A 15,201-nucleotide genomic window follows, 5' to 3' on the forward strand; every position below is an offset into this window, starting at 1 on the left:
GAAATAAACTGAAAATTATTGAAGTAATATTACTGTTAAAGAAAAGAGATAGTAATAATAAGTAATTTGTATAAATAATAACAATAATTCGAAAATAATAGTATTTTATAAAAAAAACTGTCGCTAAAGTTCGTTATTTAGCGACAGTGTTATGCATAGTTTAAATTTTAAAAATAGAAGATGCTTTATTAAAATCCTATTATTTTAATTTTGTAACACACCAATTTCTTTTAGATATTCTTCATATGGCAATTCTTTAGATAAACTACCTGGTTGGTTTAAATCAATCACGCGATTAGCGATTGTGTTAATAAATTCAAAGTCATATGAAGTAAAGATAATTGATCCTTTGAATGAAGCTAATCCATCGTTAACAGCTGTAATGCTTTCTAAATCAAGATGGTTCGTTGGCTCATCAAGTAGTAAAACATTGGCACTTGAAAGCATCATTTTACTTAACATACAACGTACTTTCTCTCCACCTGATAATACACTTGCTTTTTTCTTAACTTCTTCACCGCTAAATAGCATACGTCCTAAGAAACCGCGTAAAAATGTTTCAGTTTGTTCATCTTCAGGAGCATATTGACGTAACCATTCAACTAAATTCATATCTACGCCTTCGAAGAAATCAGAATTATCTTTAGGGAAATAGCTTAATGAAGTTGTCACTCCCCATTTAAATGAACCTTCATCTGGTTCCATTTCACCAGCAAGTATTTTTAATAGGGTAGTTTTAGCAATTTCACTATCGCCAATTAAAATAGCTTTATCATTTGGATTCATAGTGAATGAAATATTATCTAAAACTTTTTCACCCTCAATTGTTTTTGAGATACCATCAACTACTAATAAATCATTACCAATTTCTCTTTCTGGGGTGAATTTCACATAAGGATAACGTCTTGAAGATGGTTGAATATCATCAAGTTCAATTTTTTCTAATTGCTTCTTACGACTTGTTGCTTGTTTTGATTTTGACGCATTCGCAGAGAAACGAGCAATGAAGTCTTGTAATTCTTTGATTTTTTCTTCTTTTTTCTTGTTTTGTTCTTGAGCCATTTTTTGAGCAAGTTGACTTGATTGATACCAAAAATCATAGTTACCAACATAGACTTTGATTTTACCAAAATCTAAATCTGCAATATGTGTACATACATTATTTAAGAAATGACGATCATGAGATACTACAATGACAGTATTTTCAAAGTTAATTAAGAAATCTTCTAACCAACTAATGGCAGGAATATCAAGACCATTGGTAGGCTCATCGAGTAATAAAACATCTGGATCTCCAAATAAACTTTGTGCCAATAATACTTTTACTTTTTGATTATTTTCTAACTCTGACATTTGCTTATCATGTAAATCTGGGGTAATACCAAGTCCTGATAGTAGGGAAGCTGCATCTACTTCGGCATTCCATCCATTCATTTCAGCAAATTCACCTTCTAATTCAGCTGCACGAATGCCATCTTCATCACTGAAGTCAGGTTTCATATAAATTTCGTCTTTTTCTTTCATCACTTCAAATAGACGTTCATGTCCTTTTATAACTACATCTAATACACGTTCATCTTCATAAGCAAAGTGATCTTGTTTTAATACTGCTAAACGTTCATCTTTTCCAAGAGAAACATGACCCGTTTGTGAATCAATTTCTCCAGATAAGATTTTTAAGAAAGTAGATTTACCTGCACCATTCGCACCGATAAGTCCATAACAATTACCTTCAGTAAATTTAATATTTACATCTTCAAATAGTTTACGATCACCAAAACGTAAACTTACATCCGTAACTTGTAACATTCATTTACTCCTTTATTCATCGTTTATCTAACGCAAAAAATTATATCATATAATGTTCCTATATTCGACCTTATATCATTTATGCCAATGATACTTTATAAAACTCATGTTATAATACTTAGAAATAAACTGCTTAAAGGAGACAACTATGGCATTAGACAAAGATATCGTTGGTTCAATTGAATTTCTAGAAGTTCTTGGATTGGAAGGCTCTACTTATTTATTAAAAGGTCCAAATGGTGAACAAGTGAAGTTAAATCAGTCAGAAATCAATGAGGAAGATGAATTCGAAATTGGAGAAGAATACAGTTTCTTCATTTATCCAAACCGTTCAGGTGAATTATTTGCTACTCAAAATATGCCTGACATTACAAAAGATAAATATGATTTTGCAAAAGTATTAAAAACAGATAGAGATGGTGCAAGAGTAGATGTTGGTTTACCAAGAGAGGTGCTTATTCCATGGGAAGATTTACCTAAAGTTAAATCGTTATGGCCTCAATCAGGAGATTATGTATTAGTCACATTAAGAATCGATAGAAATCATCAAATGTTCGCACGTTTAGCTAGTGAAACAATTGTGGAAAAAATGTTTACACCTGTATCTAATGATGATATGCAAAATCAAGTATTAAAAGCAAGACCATATCGTTTATTACGTATCGGGACTTTTTTATTAACTGAGGATGGTTACAAAGTGTTTGTACATGAGTCTGAACGTAAACATGAGCCAAGATTAGGCGAAGCTGTAGAAGTACGTATTATCGGACATAATGAAAAAGGTGAATTGAACGGTTCATTCTTACCCCTCGCACATGAACGTTTAGATGAGGATGGTCAAGTTATCTTTGATTTGTTAGTAGAGTATGATGGAGAACTTCCATTTTGGGATAAATCAAGTCCGGAAGCAATTAAAGAAGTATTTAACATGAGTAAAGGTTCATTTAAACGTGCAATTGGTCATTTATATAAAAGAAAAATTATAAATATTGAAACTGGAAAAATCACATTAACTAAAAAAGGTAAAAGTCTTATTCAAGAATAATGAGTTCATGAAAATCGAGTTTCTTCCATATTATATAGATAGTTTAAAACCATTGAAAGGTCACACTTTCAGTGGTTTTTTTATGGATTTTATTTATATAAAACATAAGTTTTTTATAAATTAACAAAATATTTACAATTACTCTATTTTATATTAACAAAAGGTATGTAATATAAGCATTGTAAGAAATACATATAACATTTTGGGTTATCTATAATTAGGAGGATGTTTTAATGAAGAAATGGCAATTAGTTGGTACAACTGTTTTAGGTGCTACTGTTCTTTTAGGCGCATGTGGCGGTGGAAATAGTGGCGGCAGTGGTTCAGGAGATGGAAAAGACCTTAAAGGTTCTGCAAAAGGTGAAGGTTCATCTACTGTTGCTCCAATCGTTGAAAAATTAAATGAAAAATGGTCTAAAGATCATCCAAGCGCAACTATTTCATCTGGTCAAGCAGGTACTGGTGCTGGTTTTGAAAAATTCATCGCTGGTGAAACTGACTTCTCACAAGCTTCTAGACCTATCAAAGATGAAGAAAAACAAAAATTAGAAGACAAAAACATTAAATATAAAGAATTTAAAATTGCACAAGATGGTGTAACTGTTGCTGTTAATAAAGATAATGACTTTGTAAAAGAATTATCTAAAGATCAATTGAAAAAAATCTACAGTGGCGAAGCTAAAACTTGGAAAGATGTAGATTCTAGCTGGCCTAACAAAGAAATCAAAGCTTTCTCTCCAAACTCAAGTCATGGTACTTATGACTTCTGGGAAGAAGAAGTTATGGATAAACAAGATATCAAAGCTCAAAAAAATGGAGATACTAACGTTATCGTTCAATCAGTTGAGAAAAACAAAGAAAGTATTGGTTACTTCGGTTATAACTTCTATAAACAAAATAAAGATAAATTAAAAGAAGTTAAAATTAAAGGTGACGATGGTAAATCTGTAGAACCTACTAAAAAGACTATCCAAGATGGTTCTTATCCTTTAAGTAGACCATTATTCTTATATGTTAAAGAAAAATCATTAGAAGATAATGATGTTATGAGAGAATTCTTGAAATTCACTTTAGATGACAAAGGTAAATCAGCTGAAGATGCTGGATACGTTGCTTCACCAAGCAAAGTTTATAAAGATGAAATTAAAGAATTAGATAAATACAAAAAAGATTCTGACAAATAATAATCATTATTAATATAAAGGGCTGGGAATTAACAACTCATGTAACATTCATTTACATGAGTTGTTCAGGATATATACATGGGTGATTGTTAAAGTGTTTTAAATTAATTTGAACTCATTCGTTACCTGATAATTTCCTGCTCTTTTTTTAAAATCTATTGGGAGAAATAAAAAGAGAGGGTTATATATGGCTTCTAACACTAATGTTAGAGAGATGATAGCTAAAAATAACGCTAAAAAAGGTGGATTTTCTGATAAAATCGTGCCAATTATTTTAGGAATTATTGCTGCCATCTCTATTTTAACAACTATCGGTATATTATTTACATTAATCACTGAAACAATCACATTCTTTACACGTGTTTCAATTACTGAGTTTCTTTTTACTAAAGATTGGAATCCTACAAGTTCTGACCCTAAATATGGTATTTGGGCATTAATTCTTGGTACTTTAAAAATTACTTTCATTGGTACTTTAGTAGCTGTTCCTATCGGATTAGGCGCTGCAATCTACTTAAGTGAATATGCAAGCGATAAAGCAAGACGTATTATTAAACCTATTCTTGAAATCTTAGCTGGCATTCCAACTATCGTATTCGGTTTCTTTGCTTTAACTTTTGTAACACCTTTATTAAGAACATTTATACCTCAACTCGATAGTTTTAACTCTATCAGTCCTGGTATCGTGGTTGGAATAATGATTGTTCCAATTATTACAAGTATGAGTGAAGATGCAATGGCTTCTGTACCTAATAAAATGCGTGAAGGTGCTTTTGGTTTAGGTTCAACTAAATTTGAAGTTGCAACTAAAGTCGTATTACCAGCTGCCGCTTCTGGTGTAATTGCTTCAATTGTACTTGGTATTTCTCGTGCTATTGGTGAAACAATGATCGTATCATTAGCTGCAGGTAGTTCACCGACATCATCTTTAACATTAACAAGTTCTATTCAAACAATGACAGGTTATATTGTTGAAATTGCTACAGGTGATGCGACATTCGGTTCAGATATTTACTATAGTATTTATGCAGTTGGCTTCACATTATTCATTTTCACATTAATTATGAACTTAATTTCATACTGGATTTCTAAGCGTTATAGAGAGGAGTATTAATATGACAGCAACGACTGATCCAAGAGCTAAAGGTTTAGTTGACAAAAGTAAAGTCGAAAAAAACCTATCTAGTCGCGATAAAAAAAATAGTCTTAATAAATGGCTATTCTTTGCATGTATTGTATTTGCTTTAATCGTTCTTGCCGCATTACTGATTCAAACACTTGTAAAAGGTGTAGGACATTTAACACCTGAATTCTTTACAAGTTTCTCATCTTCAACACCATCACAAGCTGGGATTAAAGGCGCATTAGCTGGTACATTATGGTTAATGATTACTATCATCCCAATCTCTATTATCTTAGGTGTTGGTACAGCAATTTATCTTGAAGAATACGCACGCGATAATATGTTTACAAGTTTCGTTAAAATTTGTATTTCTAACTTAGCTGGTGTGCCTTCAATTGTATTTGGTTTATTAGGATTAACATTATTTGTACGTGGCGCTGGTATTGAATCATTATCTTTAGGAAATACTGTTATCGCTGCTGCTTTAACAATGTCATTACTTATCTTACCGATTATTATCGTTTCAAGCCAGGAAGCGATTCGTGCCGTACCTAATTCTGTAAGAGAAGCATCTTATGGTCTAGGTGGAAATAAATGGCAAACAATTAGAAAAGTGGTTTTACCCGCTGCTTTACCTGGTATTTTAACGGGATTTATTTTATCACTTTCACGTGCATTAGGTGAAACAGCACCATTAATCTTAATCGGTATTCCAACTATTTTCTTAGCAGTACCATCTGGTTTATTCTCAATGTTTACTGCTTTACCAACTCAAATTTATACTTGGGCTAAAATGCCACAAGCTGAATTCCAAAACGTGGCTTCAGCAGGTATTATCGTATTACTTGTTATCTTATTATTAATGAACGGTTTAGCAATTTTCTTACGTAATAAATTTTCTAGAAAATATTAAGCATTTTATTATTAAAGTTATTTGGGATAGAGAGAAAGATTTCTGCTTTCTCTCTTAAAATAAAAGGAGTTTTATATATGGCAAAAATCAACGTAGATGAAAAGAAAAAGAACATTGAACAACATACAAATGATGTTGTTGATCAACACTCAAATCACACTCATCCAACAAACGACAATCAGTCTCAAAAGACAACAATTGTAACAACTAATAGCGAAAATAAAAAAAATATTAAACCTGACAGTGAAAGAAAAGTAGTTTATTCAACTCAAAATTTAGATTTATGGTATGGTGAAAATCATGCTTTACAAAACATCAATTTAGATATCTTAGAAAATAATGTCACTGCTATTATCGGTCCTTCTGGTTGTGGTAAATCAACGTATATTAAAACATTAAATCGTATGGTTGAATTAGTACCATCAGTTAAAACTGCTGGTAAAATTTTATACAGAGAACAAAATATTTTTGATAACAACTATTCAAAAGAAAAATTAAGAACGAATGTAGGAATGGTATTCCAACAACCAAATCCATTTCCTAAATCAATTTATGATAATATTACTTATGGTCCAAAAATCCATGGTATTAAAGATAAAAAATTACTTGATGAAATTGTTGAAAAGTCATTACGTGGTGCTGCAATTTGGGATGAATTAAAAGACAGATTACATACAAATGCGTATGGATTATCTGGGGGACAACAACAACGTGTTTGTATTGCTAGATGTTTAGCAATTGAACCAGATGTTATTTTAATGGATGAACCTACATCAGCATTAGATCCTATCTCTACTTTAAGAGTTGAAGAACTGGTTCAAGAATTAAAAGAAAATTATTCTATCATTATGGTTACACACAACATGCAACAAGCTGCACGTGTTTCTGATAAAACAGCATTCTTCCTTAATGGTTATGTAAATGAATATGACGATACTGATAAAATCTTCTCTAATCCTTCAGACAAACAAACAGAAGATTATATTTCTGGTCGTTTTGGTTAATGCTTAATGAAAATTATTAGACAAAAATATGAAGGCCAATTGGACGATTTAATTAAAGAACTTCGTCGTCTTGGTCTTCGTGTTTATTCAAATGTTAACAATGCTATTGAATCATTAAGTGAAGATGATAGAAACTTTGCTAGACACGTCATTGAAAAAGATAAAGAAATTAACAAATTTGATTATGACATTAACGAACAAGTAATCATGTTAATTACGAAACAACAACCAATTGCTACTGATTTAAGAATGATGATGGCAGCTTTAAAAATTTCTACTGATTTTGAAAGAATGGGGGATAATGCTGCAAATATCGCTCATATTCGACTAAGAGTAAAAATTACAGATCATTATGTCTTAACACGTTTAAAAACAATGGGTAAACTTGCATTATTAATGTTAGAAGACTTAAATACTGCTGTTAAAAGTGAAGATTTAACATTGATTAAAGAAATTATCGAACGTGATAAAGATATTGATGATTTATACGTGAATATTGTTAACACAACTTATCTAATTGATAATGATCCATTTGTAGCTGGTCAAGCGCATTTAGCTGCACGTAACTTAGAAAGAGTAGGGGATCATGTAAGAAATATAGCAGAAAGTATTTATTATTACTTTACTGGTGAACATTTTGATAAATATGATCGTTAAACTACTTTATAGTTGATAGTTTTATTCAAACTAAAAAAATCAAAGTAAAGGAGTGAGACACGATTCATTTTGAATCGTGTCTCACTCCTTTATAATATATTAATTATGTTCAATTTCATTTGTAAGTGTTTCTACTTCATCTACTAATTCTGAAATATACGCAATAGTAGATTTAAGTGGGGCATTTGTTGTTATATCAACTCCTGCTACTTTTGCAAGTTCAACTGGATTTTTACTTCCTCCAGCTTTTAACGTTTCTAACCATGCATCGACTGCTTTTTGTCCTTCTTTTTTAATTTTTTGAGAGACCACTGTGCCAATAGTTAATCCAGCTGAATACGTATATGAATATAATCCCATATAATAATGTGGTTGTCTCATCCACGTTAATTCCATTCCATCAGTAAGTTCAACCGCATCACCAAAGAATTGTTCATAAACGTTTCTCATTAACTTATTAAGAACGGGTGCTATTAAAGATTCACCGTTATCAACTTTTTTGTATACTTCTCTTTGATATGCTGCTTCCAGTAAATGCGTGACCATATTATGATAATATGTGCGAGATATAATTGAGCCAATCACCCATCGTTTAAACCGTGCATCATTACTATTACTAAATAAGTAGTTTGCCATCAGCATTTCATTCATTGTAGAAGGTGCTTCTACAAAATACATAGATGCTTCTGAATCTAATAAATGTTGATGTTTTTGTGACAATGTAAAATGACCAGCGTGACCCAATTCATGCGCTAATACGAAAGTTTCTGCCATTTTACCTGTCCATGAAATAAATACATATGAATGCGTAAAATAAGGGCTAGCACAATACGCACCAGTATCTTTACCTTTATTTTGAGCAAAATCAATCCATTGATGATTATAAGCATTATCAACCATTTTAATATAGTCATCGCCTAAAACACCTAAAGCACCGTGAATATATTGTTTTGAGTCTTCTATTGAAATATCTGGTTCATAACTAGGATCAACTGATATTTTTAAATCTTCAAATCGCATTTTATCTAAGTTATGAATTCTTTGCAGTATTTTAGCATATTTTTGCATCACAGGTGCTAAATCACTCATGATGACATCAATTTGTCTATCATACATTTCACGTGTAACTTCTTGTTCTTGTAGTAAATAATCTATAACAGAATCATAGCCTCTTAAATTAGCCTCAATTTTTTCTTGTTGTACATGTTGATTATATGTTGCAGCTGTTGTGTGTTGATATTTACGCAATGCATTACTAAAAGCTTCGAAACTTTTACGTCTAAACTCTGGATCTGAACTGTCTTCATACTCATTTTCAAAAGTTGCATAATCTAAAGGATACATTTCATGATTATGTTCAAACGATTCAAACGCAATATCAAGCATTTTAGTTGCTCCATAGAGTTCATAAGCACTTTGAAAAGTAGGCGACAAACTGGCAAGCACTTCTTCAACTTCTGAAGATAATTGATAAGGTTTACGTTTTATTAATTTTTCTAGATAATGAGGACTATTGAACTGCTCTTTTAGCTCTTTTAATTTATCATCAGAGAGTATCATTATTTCAGATTCAACAAATGATAATAAACTAGATATCTTACCATAAGATGTTGATAGTTTGGCATTTAATGTTTGCGCTAATTCATTTGTAGTATCAACACTTAATCTAAGTTCAGCATAATTACCTAATCGATCAAATTGTATAAGTAAGTCTTCATATTCTTTAAGTGCATCTAGAATAATTTTAGTTTCTGATAAATTATTTTTATATTTTTGATTAAATTGAGCGGATTTCTCTAATACATCATTTAAAGTATTATAAAATGCTTCATCATTCGTAAATAAATCTTCTAAATTCCATTTTTCATTATCTGGAACATGTTTTCTGAGTGGTAAGCCTGTGTTCATTTTATTCACTCCTAAATAGTTATTCTCATATATATTATACATAATATTATTTGTAAACTCAGTTTTAAGCCTTTAGTCTGAGTCATTTTAATAATTAAGAAGGTATAATTATTTATAAAAGTATTGTATATTACATATTATAAAATATAAAAGTTGAGGCGTTTTTTATGACGATATTTGATATGCCAAATTATCTTTGGATCACAATCCTAGCAATGATGGTATTAACTGTCTTTTGTACATTGGTACTGAAAAAATGGTTTTCAGCAGCAGTAATTACCTTCGTTGTTTTAGCAGTATTAGCTTTCTTTATTCCTAATTTTTATAATATAACGTTCCAGCCTTTATTAGGCTATGCCGCTTTTCTTGCCATTATCAGTTTAATGATTAGTTTCCTTTTATGGTATTTTACAAGAGGATGGCGCCGAGAACGTAAAGAAAAGCAATTGGAAAAAGAGATGAAAAAATATGATAACGACGAGTACATGTATCGTCGTCGTGATAGAAGATAAATATAAGGGAGTAGGATAGAATTCATTTTGAATTCGTTATCCCACTCCCATTTATATTTTTAATAGTGTATAAAAGGATTATTTTTTAAAGGCTTTTTCAATTTTGTTTAATTGATGAATAGTTGTTTCAATGCCACCTTCACTAAAATACCAAGCATTAGCTTCAAATTGATAGACTTGGTGATTTTTTATTGCTTTCATATCTTTTATCACTTGATTATTCAAAGCAGAAGGTAACGTTTTGTCATCCGCATTTTTAGTTCGATTAATTACAAACAATTTATCAGGATTAATTTTATTTAAATACTCATTAGTAACTATATTACCAGCTGAATTTGCTTTCATTTTAGGATCAGCGTGGTTAATTCCTAAATCTTTATTTAAGAAGCCTCCAAATCTACCAGTTGGTCCGAAGGCACTAATGCCTTTATCATCAACATTTAAAAGTAATACGGTATCTTTATTAATTACTTTTTTAGCCTCTTTCACTTCTTCACTTAATTTATGATTAAGTGCTTTTGCTTTTTCTTCTTTTTTGAAAATTTTACCAAACAATGTCGTATGTTCTTTAATTGATGAAATATAATTATCATTATCGGGACTAACAAATAAAATCTTAGCATTAGGCGCCGCTTTTTTCATTTCATCTATTGTTTTCGTATGTGCTTGTCTAAATGAAGCAAAGATAACATTAGGTTTTGATTTAGCTAATTCATCATAATTAGGTCTTCCTGGATTGCCTAGATTTGTATATTTACTGTTTTTAAATTCCGAAAGGGAAGAAGGCAAAAATGAAGCACCTTGTCCTTTAGCAATAGAAACTATTTTGTCTTGAAGTCCCATTTGCTGCATAATATCTAACGCGCCATAATCTAGTACTGCTACACGTTTCGGATTAACTGGTACTTTAACTGTTTCTGTTTTATTTTTGCCTCTACTATGTGTATGATTCTTATCCTTAAATTCATATGTATTTTTTACTGTAATGGTATCTTTACTAGATGAAGAATTTGAATCCGATTGCTTATCACATGCTGATAAGATTAAAATAACTGATAAAATTAATAGAATATATTTAAATGATTTTTGCATTTTCTAACCTCCTAGAAAGTATTATAATAGAAAATGATAATTATTATCAATTAAATATTTACATTTTATTATCTTATTTTACCTAAAATATTACATATTCCTTTTATATTGTTGGTGATTTCTTTAACATGTATATTAGACTTAAAATAAGTAGCCTTATTGACTTATTTGATGATTTTAAAAGGGGTATGTTGCTCATAATACTGGAAAGGTATATTTAGTAAAATCGTCTTAATAGACGAGACGATAGTCAAACTTATAAGAATGGATCACTTTTTATGATATTAAAGTCTTTCTTTGAAATAATTGTTATTAGAAATAATGGTTCCAATATCACCGATAATCTTTAAATTGATAAGGTAGAACAAAAGATATAAATTATTTATCTGCAAATTCATATGGTATCTTGCATTATGTAAACTAGCTAAGCATTCAATAATTGATTCATTACTATATTAATTATCAAAATAAATTATGTCACAAATATCGAACACTAAATTCATATTAGTATTTTCTACATTATATATAATACATATAATGTAGTTGATTTTTATCATAACAAATTATAACTAAGTCAATCATTTTAGATAGATCAATGTTAACCAAAGAATGATAACTAAAATATATCATTGAAGTGTCATTAAAATAGAATAGGTCCCCTGATCGTTATATATACAACTTCCTATAATATATATTATGTAAACTAAATTGTCGAAATCTGTATTTTATATGAATATCTTCAATTTAAGCTTTTTAACATATTTAAAGTTTTAATATATACCTTAACTCGTTTACATATACCCATGCATTCTAATTTTAGTAGTATTTATTTAAAGTTATTTTTTCTACAGTTCGGTAATCATTATCTAAAGTATTGAATCATGGATATTGGCATTACGATTTATACAATCGTTCTTAATTATTTCTCAAAACAATCTAAAGCGGAATGATTCCAATTAGATTAGTTATTTAATGATATCATAACTATGTATTTATTATTCAAATTATAAAACACTATAAATTTCATTTATTATAAAATATTAAAAATAAATTTCTTTTGGTGTATCATTGATAAAAATAATTGATATGCTATTATTAATTTGTAGGATGCAACTTGTATTTACAACTTAGAATTTACCTACACTATTTATAATTAGTCTCTATCACTAATTATAAAAAAGCATACTGGCAAGATTGCCAATATGCTTTTTATTCTAATTGTTATTTTTTAATCTTCTTACGTATACGATTCAATGTTTTAAATAGCCAATATTTAGGTTTATTAATTGGTTTATAGAAATCCCCAATTAACTCCTCGATATACACATTAAACCCTCTTTTAAAGCGATAAACACCATAATCTTCACTATTTTCAGTAAAATCACCAGATAAACCATAAAAATTATATCGATCATATCCATGATCAAAGCAATAATTCATCATGAACCAATGCATCATATATGGTCCCATATAATTATTGTATTTTTCTGATGAGCCACCTGAGAAATAATTTACTTCATAAGCATTTGCAAAGTATACTCCAGAAGCTAAGTTTAAAATTTGTCCATCAGTTTGACGTAATTCACTTGCATGTAAGAGTTCTTTTTGGTCGTGTTCTATTTGTTTATCTAATTCAGCAATTTTTTTCAGCTGTTTGTCACTTTTATTTTCTTTAGACATCATTTGATCACGACGCGTTTCTTTATCATTTAAAGAGGTTTGCAATGATTTAATATAGTCATCTAAATCAATATATGCTAATGGCACTAATGCTTTATCGCCGTATGTATCTATAAAATTATAAAAATATTCATCTGTTTTTGATACAAAACCAGTACGTGCTTCTGTTTCACGATACAAGTCTAAGAAAATATTTAGTTCATCTCTTTTAAGAAATCTTACTTTTACTCCATAGTTTATCGCTTTATTTATATTTCTTTTACGTTGACTATCAAACTGCTTTTTCAATGATGCAGGTGTTTCACCTTTTAGATAATTTACGCCCATCCATCTCACTTGACTAGAGCGATCATATTTCGTAGTGAAACCATGATGTTCGTAACCATGTGATTTAAATAAATTAACTAAAGCATCATTTTTTTCGTGACCTTCTACCGAATTGATATCTTTATCATAAATTTGATAAATCCAATATGGATCAAGTTTTACATATAAACATTGATGTTGGTGTAGGTATTTTTCTAATTCTCGTAGGTAAAAATCAACAAGACCTAAATCGGAATAATCCATCACTGGTCCACGATTTGAATAGTATACATAACTTCCCATAGTTGGAATTTTTGAGAAAAGACTTGCAGCAATCACTTTATTACTTTCATCTTTTACACCTAATAACACAACTTCAAATCCGTCATTTTCTCTAGTTTTTATATTTTCAGTAACTTGGAAGTAATGACTCTCTAATGATGGATTTTGTACGAAGGTTTCATATTCTTTAACTGTTAACTCTGTAAATTTCATATTCGCACTATTCCCCTCTTAATTCAATCTTTTTTTAATTTTTTTAAGTATTGTATATAGTGAATACATTGGTTTATTTATAGGTTTAACGAAATCACCAACATATTCAATTACATCTGCATTAAATCCCTTTTTAAATTTCACAACACCTGCATCTTCAGCATCATCTGTAAAATGACCACTAATCCCATAAAAATTATAACGGTCAATGCCATGATCAATTGCATAATTAATCATAGTCCATTGAACTGCATAACTTCCAGCGAAGTGTCTATATTTATTTGACGTTCCACCTGCATAATATACAACTTCAAATGGATTAATAAAGAAGAATCCAGCAGATATTGGTAATTCGTTACCGTGTTCTAATTGAAGTTGTGTTGCTTCATCAATTTTTTGCTCATTTGCTTTTAATTGCTGTTCTAAATTTATTTTTTTATTTTGTGCTTTTTTGTTATCTGGTCGTTTTTCAATATCTTTTAGAGCTTTGTTTAAGTCTTTATTTAATGTCTGACGTTCTACATGAAGTTCTTCAAGATATTCATCAAATTTTATATATGCGAGAGGTACTAATACTCTATCTTTAAAATGATCAAATCGATTATAGTAGAAACTATCCTCTCTATCAGAAAATTCTTTAGTCTCTGATGTATCTTCCATAAATGATCTGAAAATAGGTAATTCTTCTTTAGTAAGAAATCTTACTTTAACACCATTTTTTTGGACTTTTTTAGTATTTCTTTTTCGTAAACTATCCATTCCATTTAATACATCTTTAGCAGTTTTATCCTTTAAATTTAAAACTGAATGGAACCGAATTTGTAATATTGGATCAAATCCTGTTGTAAACCCTTCGTGTTGATATCCTAATTGCTTCATTTTATCAAAGAACCAATCATTCCCAGCATTCCCTGTAATATCACCATCATGATTACGATATTGATAAGGCAAATAAGGGTCTATACGTACGTATAAACAACGTTGCTGTTTTAAATATTTACTTAATTCGTTAAAGAAAAAGTGAACGAGCTCTTTGTTTTCATAATCAATGACTGGACCACGATTTGAATAAAAATATTTAAAAATTTTCATAACGGGTACAGCAGTTAGCATACAAGCAGCAATGACTTCATTATCTTTATTTTTAATTCCTACTAAATGAGTTTCAGTTTTCTCGGCAACTTTTAACTCATAATTTTCAGTCATTTGTGTAAAATGGCTATATGGCATTTTTTCAGTAAAATCGCCAAATTCTGTAGCTGTTAAATTTGTAAACTTCATTATCTCTATAACTCCTAATTTAGAATCTTTATTTAATTTGAGTTGACTAATTTTAAAATTTTAGCTTATGTATATGTTGTGAATACGCATCGGTCTAATCTCAATAAGTATACACTAGATAAGGTTAAAACTAAAATATAAACCTGTATATACTTCCAATTAACCTAAATGCTCTTAAATTCTTGGCTTCTT

12 protein-coding genes are annotated in these 15,201 nt (G+C 29.8%); 7 read left to right on the forward strand and 5 right to left on the reverse strand.

From position 1 onward, the window contains the following. Positions 1–204: 204 nt before the first annotated feature. Positions 205–1,809, reverse strand: a complete 1,605-nt coding sequence (locus tag HMPREF2561_RS05430) for an ABC-F family ATP-binding cassette domain-containing protein (RefSeq protein ID WP_070468465.1) — start codon at positions 1,807–1,809, stop codon at positions 205–207. 148 nt (positions 1,810–1,957) lie between these two features. Here HMPREF2561_RS05430 and cvfB point away from each other — a divergent pair, with 148 nt between their 5' ends. The 6 genes from cvfB to phoU all read left to right on the forward strand — a co-directional run bounded on the left by cvfB (position 1,958) and on the right by phoU (position 7,735). After that, positions 1,958–2,854, forward strand: coding sequence for an RNA-binding virulence regulatory protein CvfB (cvfB, locus tag HMPREF2561_RS05435; protein WP_017174703.1), 897 nt, complete (start codon positions 1,958–1,960; stop codon positions 2,852–2,854). Between the two features lie 233 nt (positions 2,855–3,087). Then, the gene (locus tag HMPREF2561_RS05440) at positions 3,088–4,038 is read left to right on the forward strand and encodes a PstS family phosphate ABC transporter substrate-binding protein (RefSeq protein WP_017174702.1); all 951 of its coding nucleotides are present in this window, start codon (positions 3,088–3,090) and stop codon (positions 4,036–4,038) included. Between the two features lie 187 nt (positions 4,039–4,225). Next, positions 4,226–5,152, forward strand: coding sequence for a phosphate ABC transporter permease subunit PstC (pstC, locus tag HMPREF2561_RS05445; protein ID WP_017174701.1), 927 nt, complete (start codon positions 4,226–4,228; stop codon positions 5,150–5,152). A 1-nt stretch (position 5,153) separates the two neighbouring features. Then, positions 5,154–6,074, forward strand: coding sequence for a phosphate ABC transporter permease PstA (pstA, locus tag HMPREF2561_RS05450; RefSeq protein WP_037541016.1), 921 nt, complete (start codon positions 5,154–5,156; stop codon positions 6,072–6,074). A gap of 77 nt (positions 6,075–6,151) precedes the next feature. After that, complete coding sequence (gene pstB, locus HMPREF2561_RS05455; RefSeq protein ID WP_017174699.1) at positions 6,152–7,078, forward strand: phosphate ABC transporter ATP-binding protein PstB; 927 nt, start codon at positions 6,152–6,154, stop codon at positions 7,076–7,078. A 6-nt stretch (positions 7,079–7,084) separates the two neighbouring features. Continuing rightward, positions 7,085–7,735, forward strand: a complete 651-nt coding sequence (phoU, locus tag HMPREF2561_RS05460) for a phosphate signaling complex protein PhoU (RefSeq protein WP_017174698.1) — start codon at positions 7,085–7,087, stop codon at positions 7,733–7,735. 99 nt (positions 7,736–7,834) lie between these two features. Here phoU and pepF read toward each other — a convergent pair whose 3' ends face one another. Continuing rightward, complete coding sequence (gene pepF / locus HMPREF2561_RS05465; RefSeq protein ID WP_070468467.1) at positions 7,835–9,643, reverse strand: oligoendopeptidase F; 1,809 nt, start codon at positions 9,641–9,643, stop codon at positions 7,835–7,837. Positions 9,644–9,810: 167 nt separating this feature from the next. Between pepF and HMPREF2561_RS05470 the strand changes: the two genes are divergently transcribed. Continuing rightward, positions 9,811–10,155, forward strand: a complete 345-nt coding sequence (locus HMPREF2561_RS05470) for a membrane protein (protein ID WP_017174696.1) — start codon at positions 9,811–9,813, stop codon at positions 10,153–10,155. A gap of 78 nt (positions 10,156–10,233) precedes the next feature. On the opposite strand, the gene HMPREF2561_RS05475 is transcribed toward HMPREF2561_RS05470, so the two are convergent. The 3 genes from HMPREF2561_RS05475 to HMPREF2561_RS05485 form a co-directional block, all read right to left on the reverse strand. Further along, positions 10,234–11,247 (reverse strand): siderophore ABC transporter substrate-binding protein, encoded by a 1,014-nt coding sequence (locus HMPREF2561_RS05475; RefSeq protein ID WP_017174695.1) that lies wholly within the window; start codon positions 11,245–11,247, stop codon positions 10,234–10,236. Positions 11,248–12,468: 1,221 nt separating this feature from the next. After that, positions 12,469–13,728, reverse strand: coding sequence for an aminoacyltransferase (locus HMPREF2561_RS05480; protein WP_017174694.1), 1,260 nt, complete (start codon positions 13,726–13,728; stop codon positions 12,469–12,471). A gap of 18 nt (positions 13,729–13,746) precedes the next feature. Continuing rightward, positions 13,747–15,009 carry an aminoacyltransferase gene (locus HMPREF2561_RS05485; protein WP_049416474.1) on the reverse strand — a complete coding sequence of 421 codons (1,263 nt, stop codon included), beginning with the start codon at positions 15,007–15,009 and terminating at the stop codon, positions 13,747–13,749. Positions 15,010–15,201: the final 192 nt, after the last annotated feature.

This window comes from Staphylococcus sp. HMSC069E10 (assembly GCF_001809205.1).
Classification (GTDB): Bacteria; Bacillota; Bacilli; order Staphylococcales; family Staphylococcaceae; genus Staphylococcus; species Staphylococcus hominis.

What these genes read in the sequence shown, in the direction of transcription:
- HMPREF2561_RS05470 (WP_017174696.1), top strand. Translation starts at nt 9,811, where the DNA reads ATGACGATATTTGATATGCCAAATTATCTTTGGATCACAATCCTAGCA.
- HMPREF2561_RS05485 (WP_049416474.1), bottom strand. Translation starts at nt 15,009, where the DNA reads ATGAAGTTTACAAATTTAACAGCTACAGAATTTGGCGATTTTACTGAA.
- HMPREF2561_RS05430 (WP_070468465.1), bottom strand. Translation starts at nt 1,809, where the DNA reads ATGTTACAAGTTACGGATGTAAGTTTACGTTTTGGTGATCGTAAACTA.
- cvfB (WP_017174703.1), top strand. Translation starts at nt 1,958, where the DNA reads ATGGCATTAGACAAAGATATCGTTGGTTCAATTGAATTTCTAGAAGTT.
- pstC (WP_017174701.1), top strand. Translation starts at nt 4,226, where the DNA reads ATGGCTTCTAACACTAATGTTAGAGAGATGATAGCTAAAAATAACGCT.
- phoU (WP_017174698.1), top strand. Translation starts at nt 7,085, where the DNA reads ATGAAAATTATTAGACAAAAATATGAAGGCCAATTGGACGATTTAATT.
- HMPREF2561_RS05480 (WP_017174694.1), bottom strand. Translation starts at nt 13,728, where the DNA reads ATGAAATTTACAGAGTTAACAGTTAAAGAATATGAAACCTTCGTACAA.
- pstB (WP_017174699.1), top strand. Translation starts at nt 6,152, where the DNA reads ATGGCAAAAATCAACGTAGATGAAAAGAAAAAGAACATTGAACAACAT.
- pstA (WP_037541016.1), top strand. Translation starts at nt 5,154, where the DNA reads ATGACAGCAACGACTGATCCAAGAGCTAAAGGTTTAGTTGACAAAAGT.
- HMPREF2561_RS05475 (WP_017174695.1), bottom strand. Translation starts at nt 11,247, where the DNA reads ATGCAAAAATCATTTAAATATATTCTATTAATTTTATCAGTTATTTTA.
- HMPREF2561_RS05440 (WP_017174702.1), top strand. Translation starts at nt 3,088, where the DNA reads ATGAAGAAATGGCAATTAGTTGGTACAACTGTTTTAGGTGCTACTGTT.
- pepF (WP_070468467.1), bottom strand. Translation starts at nt 9,643, where the DNA reads ATGAACACAGGCTTACCACTCAGAAAACATGTTCCAGATAATGAAAAA.